The organism is Cupriavidus sp. 22TCCZM04-2 (assembly GCF_057798895.1).
On record NZ_JBYOJS010000022.1, the window covers coordinates 67,144 to 84,546 of the forward strand.

Consider the following 17,403-nt stretch of genomic DNA (forward strand, 5'->3'; position numbering starts at 1 on the left):
GCGGCGCCTTCAGGCAGCGGCGCGTTCGAACTCGCGCATGAAATCGATCAGGGCATAAACGCCTTCGATCGGCATGGCGTTGTAGATGCTGGCGCGCATGCCGCCCACGGACTTGTGGCCCTTGAGTTGCAGCAGGCCGTTGGCGCGGGCCTGCTGCAGGAACGCCTCGTTGCGGGTTTCGTCAGCGAGGAGGAACGGCACGTTCATGCGCGAACGGCAGTGAGGATCGATGTCGTTGCGATAAAAATCGCTCTGGTCGAGGAAGTCATACAGCGCCTTGGCCTTCGCGATATTGCGCTGCTCGATCGCCGGCACGCCGCCCTGGCGCTTCAGCCACTTGAACACCAGGCCCGCAATGTAGATCGCATAAGTCGGCGGCGTGTTGTACATGGAGTCATGCTCCGCCACCACGCGCCAGTTGAACGCCGACGGGCACAGCGGGTGAGCGTGGCCCAGCAGGTCCTCGCGCACGATCACGATGGTCACCCCCGCGGGACCAATGTTCTTCTGCGCGCCGCCATACATGACCTGCACGCGCGACCAGTCCACCGGACGCGAGAGGATATGGCTCGAGGCGTCCGCGACCACGACGCGGCCCTTGTCCTGCCCGATATCCGGGATTTCGTGGAACTCCACGCCACCGATGGTTTCATTGGTGCAGAGGTGCACGTAGGCCGCCTCGTCCGACAGCTTCCAGTCGGCTACTGCGGGGATATTGGTGAACTTGCGGTCCGCGCTCGACGCGGCGATATTGACTTCGCCATAGCGCCGGGTCTCTTGCTCGGTCTTGACCGACCACGCGCCGGTCAGCACGAAATCCGCCTTGGGTTGCTCCGCATTGCGCAGGCGCATCAGGTTCAGCGGCACGATTGCGTTCTCGCCGATGGCGCCGCCTTGCAGGAACAGGATGCGGAAGTTCTTGGGAATGTGAAGAAGTTCGCGCAGATCCGCCAGGGTCTCGGCCAGAATGCCCTCGAACTCCTTGCTGCGATGGCTCATTTCCATGACCGACACGCCCGTCCCATGCCACGACAGCATTTCCTCGGCGGCCTGTTGCAGCACTTCGGCAGGCAGGGCTGCCGGGCCCGGCGAGAAGTTGAAGACACGTTCGGCCAATGCGCGCTGCAAGCCAGCGAGAGCGGGAGTCTGTGGATCGTTCATGGACTGGAAAAGAAAAATGGCTGCCGGTGTAACCCAAGCAGCCATTATCCCTCAAACCCGCATCCCGTAGGGCGATGCGGGGCGGGCGCCGGACCAGCGCCCTGCCAGGCCGGCGATTACTTCGCGGCAGCCGAGATTTCCTTTTCGGCGGCGTCGCGCATCGACTTGCCGACTTGCGGACCGTACTTCTGCATCATCGAACCCCAGATCTCCTGGGTCGCCTTGCCCTGGTTCGCCATGAACTTCTGGCCGGTAGGCGACTTCAGGAACGTGGTCAGGTCCTTGATTTCCTGGGTGCTGTAGTACTTGCCGAAGGCGTCATAGTGCGCCTGGATAGCATCCTTGCGGAAGCCGTCGGTGTTGAACGCCGTGCCGGCGCCGTCGACCATGCGCTGTACGGCACCGTTCTTCTTCAGCTTCTCGACAGCGGCTTGCTTCTGCTTGTCGCTCAGCGTCTTGTTCTCGACCAGCACCTGCTCCAGCACCAGCGGAGCTTCCTGCTTGGCGCCTTGCTGCCAGTTGTCAGCCTGGCCCTTCACAGCCTGGTCAGCCTGCATGACGGAAAGCAGTTCCTTGATGGCTGCGGTCTTGTCCGCGTCCTGGGCGTGGGCATGTTGCGCCACCATGAACGTAGGAACAAAAGCAGCCAGAACAGCGATACGTCGGTAGGTTTTGAGCATTGTGACTCCCTGGAAAATATGTCCGTTTTAGTCCGGCCCGCCATCTGGCGAGTTCCGGCCGGTGTCCTATTGTTGCAACAACTTACGAATTGGCGTCGGCGTCCGTGGGACCGTCGGCTTCTTCCGCCTCTTCCGAGCCGGCGCCGGTATCGGCATCGCTTTCCACAATGCGCTGAAGTCCCGACAATTTGGTACCTTCGTCGACGTTGATCAGCGTAACGCCTTGCGTGGCACGGCCCATCTCGCGGATTTCCGCCACGCGTGTACGGATCAACACCCCACCGGTGGTGATCAGCATGATCTCGTCTTCGGGCGAAACCAGTGCAGCAGCCACCACACGGCCATTGCGCTCGCTCGTCTGGATCGCAATCATGCCCTTGGTGCCGCGCCCGTGTCGAGTGTACTCAGTGATCGGCGTACGCTTGCCGTAGCCGTTCTCCGTGGCGGTGAGCACGCTGCCCGGCGCGTTGGCCTCGGTTTGCTCCGCCGTGTCGACGCCCTCGGCCGTCTCCGCCGGAGCTACCAGCATGGCGATGACCGTCTGGCTTTCGTCGAGGTTCATGCCTCGCACGCCACGGGCCTGGCGACCCATCGGACGCACGTCGTTCTCGTCAAAGCGCACGGCCTTGCCGGCATCCGAGAACAGCATCACGTCGTGCTGGCCATCCGTGACCGCGGCACCGATGAGGTAGTCACCATCATCGAGGTCGACGGCAATGATGCCGGCCTTGCGCGGGTTGGAGAACTCCGTCAGCGCCGTCTTCTTGACCGTGCCGCGGGCAGTCGCCATGAAGATGAAGTGCTCGGCGTCGAACTGGCGCACCGGCAGAATGACGTTGATCTTCTCGCCATCCGACAGCGGGAACATATTGACGATCGGCCGGCCGCGCGAGTTACGCGAACCTTGCGGCACTTCGTAGACTTTCAGCCAGTACAGGCGGCCGCGGTTCGAGAAGCACAGGATGTAGTCGTGGGTATTGGCCACGAACAACGTGTCGATCCAGTCGTCTTCCTTGGTGGCCGTCGCCAGCTTGCCGCGACCACCGCGCTTCTGCGCGCGGTACTCGGAAATCGGCTGACTCTTCATATAGCCACTGTGGGACAGCGTGACCACCATGTCTTGCGGAGTGATCAGGTCCTCGGTATCCAGCTCGGTCGCGTTCAACTCGATTTGCGAACGGCGATCGTCTCCGAATTCCGCGCGGATAGCGGTCAGTTCGTCGGAGATGATGGTGGTGATGCGCTCCGGACGGGCCAGGATATCGAGCAGATCGGCGATGATCGCCATCACTTCGCGATATTCCTGGACGATCTTGTCCTGTTCCAGGCCCGTGAGGCGCTGCAGGCGCATCTGCAGAATTTCCTGCGCCTGCGAGTCCGAAAGCCGGTACAGGCCGTCGGACTGCATGCCAAACACGGCTGGCAGGCCATCCGGGCGGTAGGAGGCCCGACCCCCCGGGGTGTCGGATTCGGCACGTGAAAGCATCTCGCGCACCAGGCCGGAATCCCAGGACTTCGTCATCAGTTCCTGCTTCGCGATCGGCGGCGTCGGCGCCGCCTTGATGATGGCGATGAACTCGTCGATATTGGCCAGCGCGACGGCCAGGCCTTCCAGCACATGGCCGCGCTCGCGCGCCTTGCGCAGCTCGAACACCGTGCGGCGGGTCACCACCTCCCTGCGATGCTGCAGGAAGTACTCCAGCATCTGCTTCAGGTTGAGCAGGCGCGGCTGGCGGTCGACCAGGGCCACCATGTTCATGCCGAAGGTGTCCTGGAGCTGGGTGTTCTTATATAGGTTGTTGAGGACGACCTCAGGCACTTCATTGCGCTTGAGTTCGATCACCACGCGCATGCCGGACTTGTCCGACTCGTCACGGATGTCCGAGATGCCCTCGACCTTCTTGTCGGTGACCAGTTCGGCGATACGCTCCAGCAGCGTGCGCTTGTTCACCTGGTACGGCAGCTCGTCGACGATGATGGCCTGGCGCTGGCCGCGGTCAATGTCTTCGAAGTGCGTGCGGGCACGCATGACGACACGGCCACGTCCGGTGCGATAACCCTCGCGCACGCCCTGGATGCCGTAGATAATGCCGGCGGTCGGGAAATCGGGCGCGGGAATCAATTCAATCAGCTCGTCGATTGTCGCCTGCGGATTACGCAGCAGGTGAAGACAGCCGTCGACAATTTCATTCAGGTTATGTGGCGGGATATTGGTGGCCATGCCGACCGCAATACCCGACGAACCATTGATAAGCAGATTCGGAATTCGCGCCGGGAGAATAGCCGGCTCTTTTTCCGAACCGTCATAGTTCGGATCGAAATCGACTGTTTCCTTGTCGATATCGTGAAGCATCTCGTGGGCGATTTTCGAGAGGCGGATTTCGGTATAACGCATGGCGGCCGCGTTATCCCCGTCCACCGAGCCGAAATTCCCCTGGCCATCGACCAGCATGTAGCGCAGCGAGAAATTCTGCGCCATGCGGACGATTGTGTCGTATACAGCAGTGTCGCCGTGTGGGTGGTACTTACCAATCACATCGCCGACGATACGGGCCGATTTCTTGTACGCCCGGTTCCAGTCGTTGTTGAGCTCATGCATCGCATAGAGCACGCGCCTGTGAACCGGCTTCAAGCCATCTCGTACATCGGGAAGCGCCCGGCCCACGATCACGCTCATTGCGTAATCCAGATACGAGCGGCGCATTTCCTCTTCGAGGGAGACCGGAAGGGTTTCTTTTGCGAATGGATCCATTGCGGCGTGGTTTATGCGGCGGGTTTAAGCGAAAGGAGGCCGGTGTTTTCCGCCCCTATGCGCGAGGCATCCGGCGGCTGGCCAACGTGCCATTCTAACATGCGCGCGAACCCGCCTCCGCCCCCCTCCGCCGCCCCTGTCCAGGCCTCCGGCGCGCTCGACTTGAAACCCGCAAAGCCTGATGCCACAAGGCTTTCCGGGTAGTTCAAGAGCCATGTTGCACAAACACCACAGGGGCCAAAACCCGTTGATTGAATCGAATATATTTACTTCTTAGGAAACGAGCCTTGTGGCACAATTCCCCAGCGAAGAGCCAGACGTTGTTCGAAGTGGAGCATACACCACATCGAGAATGTTATACTCCGAAGAATGTATGACTTGTTTTCGTCCATTTGCTCGCAGTAACCCTGCGGTGATCTCATCCTGAGAGGAGAAATATGAAAAAATTTGCCAAGCTCGCGCTCGTTGCAGCTACCGCAGTAATGGCTGCATCCGCTCAAGCCCAGTCCGTCCCCTATGAAAAGAAGGCCGTGAATGACAACTGGGGCAACGGTACGAGCGAGTACGTGTGGAAGAATGGCACGAACGAGCTCTGCTGGCGCGACAGCTCCTGGACCCCGGCTACCGCCAATGCCCTGTGCGACGGCGCCCTGGCCCCGGCCGCAGCACCGGCACCGGCACCGGCACCGGTTGCTCCTCCGGTTGTTTCCAGCGAGAAGGTCACTTTCGCTGCTGACACCCTGTTCGACTTCGACAAGGCTGTCCTGAAGCCGGAAGGCAAGGCCAAGCTGGACGACCTGGTCTCGAAGCTGCAAGGCATTACCCTGGAAGTCATCATCGCCGTTGGCCACACCGACTCGTTCGGCTCGGACAAGTACAACGATCGCCTGTCGATCCGTCGTGCTGAATCGGTCAAGGCTTACCTGGTGAGCAAGGGCGTTGAAGCCAACCGCGTGTACACCGAAGGCAAGGGCAAGCGTCAGCTGAAGGTCGACGCAAAGTCGTGCAAGGGCACTCGCAAGGCCCAGATCGCCTGCCAGCAACCGAACCGTCGCGTGGAAGTCGAAGTGGTCGGCACCCGCAGCGCACGTTAATCGGAACTTTTCCGATGCAGAAAAGCCCAGCGCAAGCTGGGCTTTTTTTTTGGTACAGTTGGCCAGACTTCCTTCTATCTGCCGGCTCGCGCACATGGCGCCGAGCCAGCACCGCACACCATGACGTCGCCTACGCAAACCCTGCCGCCCTCGGCTGGCAATACCGCCGGCCGAAACGCCGACCCCAAGGAAATCGACAAATTCAGCGAACTGGCCCATCGCTGGTGGGATCCCAACAGCGAATTCAAGCCGCTGCACGACCTGAACCCGTTGCGCCTGGGCTGGATCGACGGGATCGCCGGACTGGCCGGCAAGAAGGTGGTCGATATTGGCTGCGGTGGGGGCATCCTGTCTGAAAGCATGGCACGGCTGGGGGCCCAGGTGCGCGGCATTGACCTGTCAAGCAAAGCTCTGCGCGTCGCTGACCTGCATAGCCTGGAGTCCGGCGTTGCCATTACCTACGAGGAAATCGCCGCCGAAGCGCTCGCGGCCCGTGAGCCGGGAAGCGTGGATGTCGTGACTTGCATGGAGATGCTGGAACATGTGCCGGACCCCGCCTCCATCATCCAGGCTTGCACAACGCTGGTTCGTCCCGGCGGTTATGTTTTCGTGTCCACGATCAATCGCAATCTGAAGGCCTACCTGATGGCCATCGTGGGAGCCGAGTACATCCTGCAGATGCTGCCGCGCGGCACGCACGATTATGAAAAGTTTATTACGCCCTCCGAACTCGCTCGATTTGCGCGCAATACCGGGCTGGAGCTGCTCGAGGTACGCGGCATGACTTACAACCCGCTCTCGCAGATCTATTCGCTGGGCCGGGATACGGACGTGAATTACATGATGGCTTTCCGCCGGGTGGGCGAATGAGGACCAGGATTGACGCCGTATTTTTCGATCTGGACGGCACGCTGGCCGATACCGCACCCGACCTGGCCGCTGCCGCCAATCGCCTGGTAGTGGAGCAGGGACGCCCCCCCGTCGCGTACGAGAAGTTGCGGCCGGTCGCCTCGCATGGCGCCCGCGGACTGCTCGGTGCAGCGTTCGGCAAGCAGCCCGAAGACCCTGACTTCCCTGCCCTGCGCGACCTGTTCCTCGATTATTACGAAGCCGACATTGCCGTTCATACCCGCCTGTTCGACGGCATGCCCCAGGTGTTGGCCGCGCTCGAGGCTGCCGGCATCCGCTGGGGCATCGTCACCAACAAGATCGCGAGATTCACAGTTCCACTCGTGGCCGCCATCGGGCTCGCGCCGAGGGCCTCTGCCGTGGTCAGCGGCGACACGACGCCATACGCGAAACCTCATCCCGCGCCACTGTTGCACGCCGCCGAAGTGAGCGGCGTGGCACCGCAACGATGCGTCTATGTGGGCGACGACTTGCGCGATATCCAGGCCGGCAAGGCAGCCGGTATGGTCACCATCACCGCCGCGTATGGATACTGTGGCGAAGGCGAACCGCCGGAAAGCTGGGGCGCCGACTACCTGGTGCGGCATCCTGCGGAGTTGATTCCGCTGCTCATGCCGGCCTAAGCTGGCGTTCGCAAGCAAAAACGGAACCCGGCGCGGCAACATCCGTCCAAACCGGGTACAATCCGTTTTCTGATCACTGGGGCCGACCTGGTTTCGACGTGGGTTGCGAAGCAGTGGAGGGCATACCGAGGACCCGTCACCTCGTTAATCAATGGGAATGTAATAACTGCTAACGACGAACGTTACGCACTGGCAGCCTAAGGGCCGCCGTCCTCGCACTGGCTCGCTGACGGGCTAGGGTTCGCAAGAACCAGCGAGGTCATTTACGTCAGATAAGCCCCGTCGGTGTCACGACTGCAGGGACGAAAACCAAGTGACTCGCCGTAACAGAGCGTGTTCGTCCGCGATGGTACGGTTAAATCAAATGACAGAACTAAGTATGTAGAACTCTCTGTGGAGGGCTTGCGGACGCGGGTTCGATTCCCGCCGGCTCCACCAATACACCCTTTTCCAGTGTTTTCAGGCGTTATCGGCACATGCCGGGATGCCTTGAAAACACTGGCTTAGCGGCTGATAGCTGTTATCAGACGTTCTCAAGCGTTACCATGCGATACGCAACGACGAGTGCGTATATCTGTGCGAGGAAACCATGAGAACGCCCAAACCCTCAAGTCCGCGTGTGCGTATAACCAGCAAACCCTTGGCCGACAAGGCTTTGCGGGATGCCAACACGGATGCGCGCGACACGGATATCCCGCTTAATCCGCATGAACAGCCGGGCTTGGCGGTTTCCGGACACGCGGACAGCGACGACGAGCGCACTGCTCTTACGGCAACAAAGGCCGCGCCAGCCTCGCCTGTGACACCCGCCGAGGGCGAGCGTTCTATACACCAATCTGCCGACGACGGAGTGGCGAGTGTGCATAGAACCCCAAGTACCCGTCCGCGCACTCTCGCTCAAGCCGGCACCAACAAGCTGAGCGCGCCGACCGTTGCGGCCAGGATCGCCGCCGCCCAGGCTGCGTATCTGGCTGGCGACTGGCACAAGCCGGCCTACTACGCCGATGGCGCCGGCATGTCGCTTTACATCGACAAGGAAGCCCGCGCCTACTGGCATGCGCGCTATCGCGTGCGCAAGAACGGGAAGCTGGTGGCGCGCTTGTCGAGCCTCGGTCCCGCTGCCGGCCCTAATGCAATTTCCCTGAAAGATGCCCGCGTGCGGCTGGCCGTCTTAAAAGGCGATCTGGCCGACAACAAGGACCCGGTGCAACAGGCAAAAGCGCGTGCCGCTGAAGCCGCCATTGACCGGGATGCCACGTTCGCAGCGCTGACCAAGGATTGGCTGGAAATGCGCACAACGGGCAAAGCGGCGTGGAGCGCAGTGCACTACAAGAAAAGCTCTCGGGCGCTTGAGCGGGATGTTCTCCCCATCCTCGGCCCCTTGCCGGTTTCACAAATCCGCACCGGAGTGGTCGCGCGCACCCTTGAAGGCGTGGTTAAGCGCGGCGCTGAGGAAACCGCGCTGCGCTTGCAACAGCACGTCTCCAGCATCTTCGATCTGGCGGCCTCTCGTGGGCATATCACTATCAATCCCTGCGCCCCGATAGACCTCGGCGTCAAGTCAGCGCCCAACAAGCGCCCGGCCTTCACGACCTTTGCCGAACTCGGTAGTGTGCTGCGCGGCATCGAAGCGGCGCGTATTTCTCCGGCGACCCGTCTGGCCGCCGACCTCATGCACGCGACCCTTTTGCGTGTTGGCGAACTGATGGGTGCGCGCTGGTCGGAGTTCGACCTCGACGCCACCCCGCCGCGTTGGAAGCTTCCCCGCGCCCGCATGAAGATCAAGGACAAAGAAAAGCCAGACCATACTGTGCCGCTGCCGGCCGAGTTGGCCGGGCGGCTGAAACGGTGGAAGCAATACAGCGACGGCTCACCCTACGTATTCCCGGCCAACACGAAGTCCGGCACCGCAAGCCCGGCCACGCTGGAAAAGCTCTATAGCCGCACCCTCGGCCTGTCTGGCAAACATTGCCCCCACGGTACTCGCGCCACCTTCTCCACCTTGGCGCGCGAAGCCGGGTACGACGGCGAGGCCGTGGAAATCCAGCTCGACCACCTGCACGGCGGCGACGTGCAGCTCGCCTATGACCGTGGCACCCGGTGGGACAAGCGCGTCGCCATGATGGCGTGGTGGTGGGCGCAGCTCGAGCAGGCCAAGACGGGCGCCAAGGTCATTTCCATCAGCGAGGCGGCGAATGGCGCGCGATGAAGCGGACTTCGATAATCGTCTCGCGGCGCTAGCGGAACGCCTGTCGCACACGCTCCCGACGGATAACAGGAGCCCGGAAGACGATGTGCCGACCATCATGTCATTGCTGGACGAGTGGGGGCCGTATATCGTCCGGAACGCCTGCGCCCTGCAAAAAGGGCGCACGCGCCGGCAAATGATGCAGGACGATCTTCTGGTGCAGGCCTTCGACATCCATCGCCAGCAAAACCCTGCATTTATTCCGCTTCTGCTGATGCTTGCCGATTCGCATCACGCGCTGCGCTTGCTTGACCAGGGGACCGCCAATTCGCTAGTAACCGTCACCAAGGACAAGGACGGCGCAAAAGGGGGCCGCCCTGTGCCGCTCATGACTTCCCTGCGCGTTGCGACTGTAGCCAGCGTTGTGCGCTACCTGCGCAATATCAGGGGTATGACCCTCGCCAACGCACTCGCTGAGCTGGCACGGTTGGCGAATATCCCCCTTCAGCGCCTGCAATACGATTACGACAACCGTAACGCCCCATCCGGCAAGTGCCTTTGCGACGAAGCCGCATTTGAACAGGCGCTGCGCTGGTTGCAAGCACTGCACGCGGCTGGTGAGACACCGGCATCTTGAACAATCCCCCCTATTCCTCGGGCAATCCCGCTTGATGCAATGGCGTGGCACCAACAAGAAGGAGCCACACCATGCCGCAAACGGAACACATCGACGCCGCGCCGCTTCGCTCCGGCACCGACTTTGACGTCTACGCGCTGCTGCGCGCCGTCGCTGACAAGGTTCTAAATGACCGCCAGGGGCGTCGCCTGCTGACCCGGCAACAGGTACTCGACATGACGGGCCTGTCGTCTGCCGAACTCTGGCGCAAGCTGGAACAGCCCGACGAAGACAATCCTTTCCCGCAGCCAAGGCTGCGCAGCCCGTCGCGGCTGTGCTGGATCGCGGACGCCGTCTATGACTGGATTGACAGGCTGCCGGTCGCTGATCGTCGCCTCCAGAGCCCGGCCACCAAGGCGTCGCTGAAAGTGCGAGCCGCAGCGAAGGCTGCCCCCTCCCGCAAGCTGCGCCAGCAAGGTTGAGGGGGCCCCATGTCCAAGAAGAACTCCCCTCTTCGCGCCGCCCGGCGTGCGGCACAACGCATCAAGATCGCCGACGTCCGCTCAGGACGTTGTATCGACAATCCTCACAAACCCTGCCCACGCCGCGCACTTCGTTGCCGCCCAGGCGACCTCGCCATAGTTGTGAACATCACTGGCGGCGGGAACAACCCCAACCCAGATGGAACAGCTGCCTGGGTGGATTTCACTCCGTTGCTGGGCCGCATCGTTCGCGTCATCAAGCTCGATCCCGAGTACGCGCCATGCGTGCCCGTGTGGTGGATCGAATCGCCGATCACCCTGCCGGATATGTACGGGCGCCCCTGCGTGATCGCCTCTCTGCCGGACGCCCGTTTGCGGCCACTGCGCGCCGAGGGCATCGCAGAGGAAGCCGACTGGAAGGAAGGCGACGTGGCGCCGATCGAGCCTGACCCGACGCCGCTGCCGAATTGCCGCGCATAAAGAAACAAAACGCCTGCCGATGAGCGAACACAGCAGGCGCGGAACGCGCGGCTCACACCGCGGGAGAACAGATAATGCCTGAACAGAATATGCCTCGTACGGCGACGGCGCAACGTGCCCCTCAGCAAGACGCACGGGACCCCGGCATGAACGCGTCCGCCGACTTCATGCCCTCTGCGAGTGCGCCAGCAGCAGTGCCGGCCATCATCGCGCCGCCCACGGAGGGCGAGTTGGCCGACCGCCTGCTGGATCTGGCCGGGTGCCTGACTCCGCGTGCTGGCTTTATGACGTTCGCGCGAGCGCGCATGGGCCTGACGTGGCCGCAGATTCAGGCCATGGTGGGCAGCACCAAGCCCGCCGCCAAGATGCATGTTAGCCGGGCCAAGACGCTGGAGTCGGAATGGCAGAAGCTCAAGGGCAAGGCCAGCACGCCGCCGTCGCCCACGCCCGCACCAACAGCGACGGCGCAGGCGGCTGCCGCTGTGGCCAAACCCGCGCCGCCGCTCTGGGAGCGCATTACCGTGCTGGTGAGCGACCAGCCCTGCGGCAAGTCCTTCGTGCGCGATGCAGACGGCACAGTGGCAAAGACCAGCGAAGCTCGCGTGCAGAGCGCCCGTGCGCAGGTCAAACACGTCCCCGACGCCCAGAGTTTGGCCGCCGTGCTCCGGCAGACGATGGCGATTCCCAACGCAGTGGTGATCCTGAACGCCGTGCGGGGCGTGGAGGTCGGTGAGGAATTCCGGATTGTCTCAGTGGCGGACTTGGCGCAGCGGCTCGGGGTGAGTCCGGATGACCGGGAGGCGCTGGTGGGCGTCCACACCATCGGCGGCGAAAAGTTCGTGGCGCGCCTCAAGGAAAACTTCGCGCCATGCTGCTGGGCACTGCTCGACCGCGATACCGACGCCAGCACGCCGACTGAGTTTGGCGCCCAGCTCGACTACGACGCCTGGCTGGCCATGATCGACAAGCATTTTTTCCCCGGCGTGCTGGCCGCCGAGCGTGTGCGGGTGCCGTCGTCGTCTGCCCGCGTGCTGCTGCCTGACGGCAAACCCTACGGCGAGGGGAACGGCCACACCATCGTCAGGGTGGCCAATCCGGAGCGACTGGACGCGATCCGCCCGCAGATTCTGCCGAAGGCCCGCCTGTTCGGCGTGGCATGGAACAAGCCGAACAAGAACGGGGCGCTGACCCGCGACGCCAATGCGACCATCCTCGACCCGAGCGTGTTGACCGCCGGGCGGCTGGTGTTTGACGGCAAGCCCGCCGTGAGCGGCGGCCTGACTATCGCAGCGCCTGTCGTAGAGATTCACGAAGGCTTGCCCCTTGACCTCGCCAGCTTTACCGACCTGACGGACGCGCAGATCGCCCGCCACAACGCCACATCAGCGGCGCAGATCCAGCATGACGGCAGCGGCGGCTTGGTGGTGCGCGACTACAAAAGCCTGACACGCGACACGCTGCTGACGCCCCAGACGGGCTATCCGTTCACCGTGCGGGAATGGAAAGCCGCCGGAGCCAAGCGCATGCGCATTCAGGCGCCGTTCAGGGATTCGGATTCTGTCGCCGCCTTCATCGGCCTGACCGACAGCGGCGAGCCTTTTGTCCACGACTCTGGTACGGGCATCACGTATCACCTGGCCCCGCCTAACCCTGCCGACGTATTTCAGCCCTTGCCGCAGAGCACCACGACAGCCAACCCTGCAGGCGCTACGCTCGGCGGTGTGCCCATGCCCACGGCCCCCGCCAAGTCATACGGCGCGGAATTTCTCGATAGGATCGACCCGAGCCAGCATCGCCAGCATCACGGTTTCGACGCCGAGCCGCCGCCGCTGGATACTGTGGTTGACCGGTTGATGGTGCGCGGCTCGCTCACGGTACTGTCGGGCGATGGGGGCAGTCTCAAGTCCGCGCTGGTGCTGATGCTGGCCTATGAGTTGGGTACGGGCGTGCCCTTCCTCGACGGCACGCCTTTTCAGATCCCGGCGCAGGGGGACTCGCTGTATCTGACAGCAGAGGACACCGACGACGACATTAAGCGCCGCCGCAAGCGCCTGATCAACCGTGCGCAGGCTATGACGGCTGCCTCTGTCGAAGCGGGGACACCAGTTGATTACGTGACGATGCTTCGCAATGGCCTGGAGCGTGTCCACGTGGTAGCCACCAATACGGAGCTGGTCACGCTGTATGGGAGCAACGGGCCGACGCCCGCGCTCGATGCACTGGAGCGCCTCTGCCGTCGGATTCCTGGCCTGTGCGCGCTGTTTATCGATCCGGCAGGTTCCTACTTCCAGGGCGACATGAATGACGCCAGCGCATTTGGCGGGTTTGCGATGGCGTTGCGAGCCTTGGCCTCGCGCCTTGGTATTGCCGTCATGGTGGTACATCACATCGCGAAGAATGCCTCGAAAGATATTGCAGGAGGTGGAGACCTGTCGGCGCATGCCGCATTGGGCAGCGTCATGATTACCAACGCCGCCCGCGTTGCGGCAACTATGGCGCGCATGCCGAAGTCGGTGGCGGCGGCGTGGAGCATTGCCGAAGAACACGCGCATGAACACGTTGGGCTTTCCGTGCCCAAGGCAAACGCGATGCCTCCGCTGATGGAGCCGGTATGGTTTCGCACGGATTCCGGCGTACTGGTACCGGTCTTGCTGCGTCACACCGACAAGCAGCAACGGGCCAAAATTGCGGACGCCGTCAAGCATTCGCAGAACACTGAAGTCTTCCGGCGCGCATTGCTTCACTATCTCAGCAGTGAATATCGGGCGGCCCGCCCACCGAGCAAAAGCACGCTCGCGGCGATTCTGCAAGCTCGCGTCCATAAGAGCACCGACACGGTGAAGGCGTTCATCGAGAGCGAGATCGCGCGCGGGTCTCTGGTTCTTGACGAAACCGTAAAAGGCAGCGCGGCGGCGAAGGGTTCAATTCGCCCCGGCGACCTCTCGCTGCTGAGGGAACCTGTTACGTTGGGTGCGGACGCTGACGAAAACGTGCGCCACATGTTCGGCTAAAAGACAGGATGAATGGTCAGGATGACTGGCGTTTTTCGTCACCCAGCAGGGGCCATCGACCTCATTGACCGCCATCGACCTGAAACCCACCAGGTCGATGAATCCCATCAACCCACCGGCCCCCCTTTAGGGGGCGGTGGGTGGGTGGGTTGATGAATGCCCGGTCCATCGACCTGAAAAAAACAGCCACTACGCGCCTACGGCCAAAGGCGCCCCCGGCGTGCCGCCACAATCCGCTCCCTCGCCTTGCGCACCTCGCGCGTGCCACCGCCCAGCAGGCGGTCGCGTTCCAAGGCGTGCCCCAGCTCCCGCCGCTCCGCGGTGGACAGCCGCGCCGGTCCCACTGGCGGCGTCCACGACATCGCGTCACGGGACGGCTCGCGTGGCATCGACAATCCCGCGCCCGGCGGATGCGTACGTGCGTTCGTCTGCGGCCGAACCCATTCGCCCTTGAGCTTCAGACGCGGGCGCCAGGCAAACGCCTCGCTGTTGGCCGTCATGTCCACCGCGCTGCCTGCTGCTGGCGGATCGCCGATCGTCGCATCCCGCCGGCGCAGTTCCCCGATCACGGCGTCGCCTTCCAACTCATACAGCTGCCCACGGCGCACCAGCCCGACGAATTGCCAGGTCAGCCAGTTGGCCAGCGCTGGCGCCAGCCAATCCAGATGGATGCGATGCCCCTCCACCCAGCTCAGGAAGACTTGGCGCGATTCGTCATCGAGGACGCAGGTGAACCCCGGCACCCAAGGATTGCGGCGCCACAGGTGTTCCATGGCGCGCCGATGCGCCCGCTGCGGATTGTCCGGGCCGCGAGGCGAACGCATCCAGCGGGGTCGCTGATCTCCGCTGTGATAGCGGCAGAAGCCACTATCTTTCCGAGCCAGGTTCCCACATGGCTGGCCAAAGCGATTTAGCGCCGCACAACGGGGCGCCAGCCAACTGTACTGCCAGAACGGCAATCTCTGCCCATCTTCGGCGCCCAGCACCTCGTTAGGATCAGAATTCGTGAGGATCATCTGACGTCAACTTCCTTCATGTGGCGCAGCAAACATGTGGTTCAGCTCGGACAAGATTGAACCGCCCACCATCTGGACTCTACCTAGTCAGCTGTAATGGCCGTGCACATCAGATCACCAAGCTTTCAATTAGAGGCATCCCTCTTTGATCGTGGTCATCCACGGTCGCGCCCTCTCTGGATCAAAGACTTTCTACGTCCATACTGGAGCCGCCCCCCGCATCAAGCTGACCGTGTCAATCGACCAAAGCAATGCCTCTGGGGGAGCCCACTAGTTCATTGAGGTTCCACCGTGAAGTTCCAATCCTTACGCCGTTCACCGCGTCGCATTCTGTTGGTATGCCTGCCTCTCTTTGTCGTTGGCTGGTACGCAGTCCACAACGGACCAACAACCTCTCCCGTTAGCCACTCACGCTCTGACGACACGCCGCTTGCCAGTTCGTTGTCGCGAGTCCGACAACCAGGCCGAGGCAACTCGTCTCGCAAGCGAGCAGGCTCTTTACGCCGCTGCCCGGGAGTCCGCATCCGCTACCGCCAAGAATGCGAAGACCTCTGCCCCGTCGGCTAGCCTCAAGCAATCAGAGAGCGCGTTAAAGGCCCTCGCCAAGCAATACGACAAGATGGAAGGCATCACGTGGTATCGAGCGGCGTCTACTCCCAAGTATAGAAACGCGAATGCCTTCTATCTCTACTTTGGAAAGACCGACAGCGGATCATTCACGCCGCCCCGGCTGGTAGTCCAGTATTACGCCGACGACTGGCTTTTTGTACAACGAGCCTGGGCAAGGGCAGATGGCAGCACGGTAGATGTCCCGCAAGTTACCGGGCGCATGGGCTGGGAACGAGATAACAGCGGGGGCATGATCTGGGAGTGGACCGACTCAGCATTGAGCGCTTCGGATATCGCCGCTGTCCGCACCATCGCCGATGCCAAGGACGTAACGATCCGATTCGAGGGCCGCCAGTACCGCACTGACAAGAAGCTGACTGCCCAGCAGCTCAAGGCAATGCGAGAAGTCATTTCGGCCTATGAGGGAGCGACTGGAAGACAGTGGCGCTGACTAACGCGCCGGGCTGCTACGCGTCTGTAGCAGTTGTTGCCAGAACCTGACAAATCCTGAACATCCACAGCGGAGGGGAGTTCCCTTATGGCACAGTGGGTGAACAGTTCAAAACCGACCCAGCGCGCGCTGCCCGCGGACGGTCGTTTCCTGTCTCGGTAGCATGGAATCATCACACAATGAAAAAGACCTTCTTTGCCGTCGCAATCGTTGCCGGAATGATCGGCTCTGCCCACGCATCCTGTATCGGATCGGACGCTCTGAAAACTTGCACGGACAACAGTGGTAACTCCTACACCGTATCCCGAATGGGCAACACCACCAACGTTCAGGGATACAGCGCGAATGGAGGTTCCTGGAATCAGTCCACACAAGTCATCGGAAATACTGCCTACACGAATGGCACTGCGTCGAACGGTGCAAGCTGGAATCAGACAACGCAAGGCAACGGCATGGGTGGGATGACGACCTATGGCACAGACTCCCGAGGAAACAGTTTCCATCGCACCTGTGATCGCTATGGGAACTGCTACTGAGACGACTGGACTTCCTTCGCCGGACTTCCGCATAAACAATGACGACCTATTTCGACGCTGACCAATTGGCTCGACTCGACGAAGACGCCATTGCGCGGTACCACGCGATACCGGGTCTGCCAGACAAGTATCGGCTGCATACCGAGCTTGGCCCACAGCCGTATGAAGGAGACATCCGTAGGGCCCGCATTGTCGTGCTGATGAACAATCCTGGATTCGACGCCAGCAGCACACCGGATGACCATCGCTTCGTCCGCGATGGCTGGCCCTATGCTTCCCTGCACCCGGAGGCGCCGCCTGGAATGCGAGCTTACAGCGCGCCACGCTTTCGGGATCTGATCAACGAGTTCGGCGCGCAGCACGTGTCGCAACACTTGGCCATGCTACAGATCCATCCGTGGGCAAGTGCTGCATTGGATGACCCCAAGCGCTTGGGCCTACCTTCGATGGCGCTTGCTATCGAGCAGACAAAGCAAGCCATCGCGCGGGGCGCCCTGGTCTTGATCGGTCGGGGTGGGTGGTACTGGCTTCCAGCACTGGGCCTGACAAAAGGCTCTCTGTTCGAACATAGGGTTCCACGTTCACCTTACTGGAACCGTCAGTCAGTACCAGCGGACGTATTCGAGGCCATGCGCCAGGCTCTCAAATGAAGCGGTAGACAGTCTGAGCGAATAGCAGGGTCAGCAGCAGAGGTAGTCGTCGAGCGGCTTATGACCCCGCGCAAGCGAGCGCTGCCTGCTGCGCTTCGTGTAGACGTAAGGTCAGACGGCGCCTCGCCAACTTCATCGCGTCGGC

Annotated in this window: 15 protein-coding genes and 1 other RNA gene; 12 read left to right on the forward strand and 4 right to left on the reverse strand. The window is 62.0% G+C overall.

Going from position 1 to position 17,403, the window contains the following annotated elements:
- Positions 1–9: 9 nt before the first annotated feature.
- From serC to gyrA, 3 genes are all read right to left on the reverse strand, one after another.
- Positions 10–1,161: a 3-phosphoserine/phosphohydroxythreonine transaminase gene (gene serC / locus AC3FKG_RS25450; RefSeq protein WP_488744441.1), complete on the reverse strand. Its 1,152-nt coding sequence runs from the start codon at positions 1,159–1,161 to the stop codon at positions 10–12.
- 116 nt (positions 1,162–1,277) lie between these two features.
- Positions 1,278–1,841, reverse strand: a complete 564-nt coding sequence (locus AC3FKG_RS25455) for a DUF2059 domain-containing protein (RefSeq protein ID WP_276099751.1) — start codon at positions 1,839–1,841, stop codon at positions 1,278–1,280.
- An 82-nt stretch (positions 1,842–1,923) separates the two neighbouring features.
- Entirely contained in the window at positions 1,924–4,593 is a 2,670-nt protein-coding gene (gene gyrA, locus AC3FKG_RS25460) for a DNA gyrase subunit A (RefSeq protein ID WP_483710725.1), read from the reverse strand.
- A gap of 437 nt (positions 4,594–5,030) precedes the next feature.
- Between gyrA and ompA the strand changes: the two genes are divergently transcribed.
- From ompA to AC3FKG_RS25505, 9 genes are all read left to right on the forward strand, one after another.
- Positions 5,031–5,687 carry an outer membrane protein OmpA gene (ompA, locus tag AC3FKG_RS25465; protein WP_211947270.1) on the forward strand — a complete coding sequence of 219 codons (657 nt, stop codon included), beginning with the start codon at positions 5,031–5,033 and terminating at the stop codon, positions 5,685–5,687.
- A gap of 120 nt (positions 5,688–5,807) precedes the next feature.
- Positions 5,808–6,557: a bifunctional 2-polyprenyl-6-hydroxyphenol methylase/3-demethylubiquinol 3-O-methyltransferase UbiG gene (ubiG, locus tag AC3FKG_RS25470; protein ID WP_483710724.1), complete on the forward strand. Its 750-nt coding sequence runs from the start codon at positions 5,808–5,810 to the stop codon at positions 6,555–6,557.
- Complete coding sequence (gene gph, locus AC3FKG_RS25475; RefSeq protein ID WP_488744442.1) at positions 6,554–7,219, forward strand: phosphoglycolate phosphatase; 666 nt, start codon at positions 6,554–6,556, stop codon at positions 7,217–7,219. The genes ubiG and gph overlap by 4 nt, the downstream gene beginning before the upstream one ends.
- A gap of 78 nt (positions 7,220–7,297) precedes the next feature.
- Positions 7,298–7,657, forward strand: a transfer-messenger RNA (tmRNA) gene (gene ssrA, locus AC3FKG_RS25480).
- A gap of 151 nt (positions 7,658–7,808) precedes the next feature.
- Complete coding sequence (locus AC3FKG_RS25485; protein ID WP_488744443.1) at positions 7,809–9,428, forward strand: tyrosine-type recombinase/integrase; 1,620 nt, start codon at positions 7,809–7,811, stop codon at positions 9,426–9,428.
- On the forward strand, positions 9,415–10,044 hold the full coding sequence (locus AC3FKG_RS25490; RefSeq protein ID WP_488744444.1) for a hypothetical protein: 630 nt from the start codon (positions 9,415–9,417) through the stop codon (positions 10,042–10,044). Before AC3FKG_RS25485 ends, AC3FKG_RS25490 begins: the two co-directional genes overlap by 14 nt.
- A 71-nt stretch (positions 10,045–10,115) precedes the next feature.
- Complete coding sequence (locus AC3FKG_RS25495) at positions 10,116–10,505, forward strand: helix-turn-helix transcriptional regulator (RefSeq protein ID WP_488744445.1); 390 nt, start codon at positions 10,116–10,118, stop codon at positions 10,503–10,505.
- Positions 10,506–10,514: 9 nt separating this feature from the next.
- On the forward strand, positions 10,515–10,985 hold the full coding sequence (locus tag AC3FKG_RS25500; protein WP_488744446.1) for a hypothetical protein: 471 nt from the start codon (positions 10,515–10,517) through the stop codon (positions 10,983–10,985).
- Between the two features lie 146 nt (positions 10,986–11,131).
- The gene (locus AC3FKG_RS25505; RefSeq protein WP_488744447.1) at positions 11,132–13,996 is read left to right on the forward strand and encodes an AAA family ATPase; all 2,865 of its coding nucleotides are present in this window, start codon (positions 11,132–11,134) and stop codon (positions 13,994–13,996) included.
- A 197-nt stretch (positions 13,997–14,193) separates the two neighbouring features.
- Here the strand turns inward: AC3FKG_RS25505 and AC3FKG_RS25510 are convergent, their stop codons facing one another.
- Entirely contained in the window at positions 14,194–14,769 is a 576-nt protein-coding gene (locus tag AC3FKG_RS25510; RefSeq protein ID WP_488744448.1) for a hypothetical protein, read from the reverse strand.
- 862 nt (positions 14,770–15,631) lie between these two features.
- Between AC3FKG_RS25510 and AC3FKG_RS25515 the strand changes: the two genes are divergently transcribed.
- From AC3FKG_RS25515 to AC3FKG_RS25525, 3 genes are all read left to right on the forward strand, one after another.
- Positions 15,632–16,072: a hypothetical protein gene (locus tag AC3FKG_RS25515; RefSeq protein WP_488744449.1), complete on the forward strand. Its 441-nt coding sequence runs from the start codon at positions 15,632–15,634 to the stop codon at positions 16,070–16,072.
- Between the two features lie 179 nt (positions 16,073–16,251).
- Complete coding sequence (locus AC3FKG_RS25520) at positions 16,252–16,608, forward strand: hypothetical protein (RefSeq protein WP_488744450.1); 357 nt, start codon at positions 16,252–16,254, stop codon at positions 16,606–16,608.
- A gap of 38 nt (positions 16,609–16,646) precedes the next feature.
- A complete protein-coding gene (locus tag AC3FKG_RS25525) occupies positions 16,647–17,258 on the forward strand; it encodes a hypothetical protein (protein ID WP_488744451.1) in 612 nt (203 codons plus the stop codon).
- Positions 17,259–17,403: the final 145 nt, after the last annotated feature.

Coding starts and splice junctions, on each gene's coding strand:
- serC (WP_488744441.1), bottom strand. CDS start 1,161: ATGAACGATCCACAGACTCCCGCTCTCGCTGGCTTGCAGCGCGCATTG.
- AC3FKG_RS25455 (WP_276099751.1), bottom strand. CDS start 1,841: ATGCTCAAAACCTACCGACGTATCGCTGTTCTGGCTGCTTTTGTTCCT.
- gyrA (WP_483710725.1), bottom strand. CDS start 4,593: ATGGATCCATTCGCAAAAGAAACCCTTCCGGTCTCCCTCGAAGAGGAA.
- ompA (WP_211947270.1), top strand. CDS start 5,031: ATGAAAAAATTTGCCAAGCTCGCGCTCGTTGCAGCTACCGCAGTAATG.
- ubiG (WP_483710724.1), top strand. CDS start 5,808: ATGACGTCGCCTACGCAAACCCTGCCGCCCTCGGCTGGCAATACCGCC.
- gph (WP_488744442.1), top strand. CDS start 6,554: ATGAGGACCAGGATTGACGCCGTATTTTTCGATCTGGACGGCACGCTG.
- AC3FKG_RS25485 (WP_488744443.1), top strand. CDS start 7,809: ATGAGAACGCCCAAACCCTCAAGTCCGCGTGTGCGTATAACCAGCAAA.
- AC3FKG_RS25490 (WP_488744444.1), top strand. CDS start 9,415: ATGGCGCGCGATGAAGCGGACTTCGATAATCGTCTCGCGGCGCTAGCG.
- AC3FKG_RS25495 (WP_488744445.1), top strand. CDS start 10,116: ATGCCGCAAACGGAACACATCGACGCCGCGCCGCTTCGCTCCGGCACC.
- AC3FKG_RS25500 (WP_488744446.1), top strand. CDS start 10,515: ATGTCCAAGAAGAACTCCCCTCTTCGCGCCGCCCGGCGTGCGGCACAA.
- AC3FKG_RS25505 (WP_488744447.1), top strand. CDS start 11,132: ATGAACGCGTCCGCCGACTTCATGCCCTCTGCGAGTGCGCCAGCAGCA.
- AC3FKG_RS25510 (WP_488744448.1), bottom strand. CDS start 14,769: ATGGAACACCTGTGGCGCCGCAATCCTTGGGTGCCGGGGTTCACCTGC.
- AC3FKG_RS25515 (WP_488744449.1), top strand. CDS start 15,632: ATGGAAGGCATCACGTGGTATCGAGCGGCGTCTACTCCCAAGTATAGA.
- AC3FKG_RS25520 (WP_488744450.1), top strand. CDS start 16,252: ATGAAAAAGACCTTCTTTGCCGTCGCAATCGTTGCCGGAATGATCGGC.
- AC3FKG_RS25525 (WP_488744451.1), top strand. CDS start 16,647: ATGACGACCTATTTCGACGCTGACCAATTGGCTCGACTCGACGAAGAC.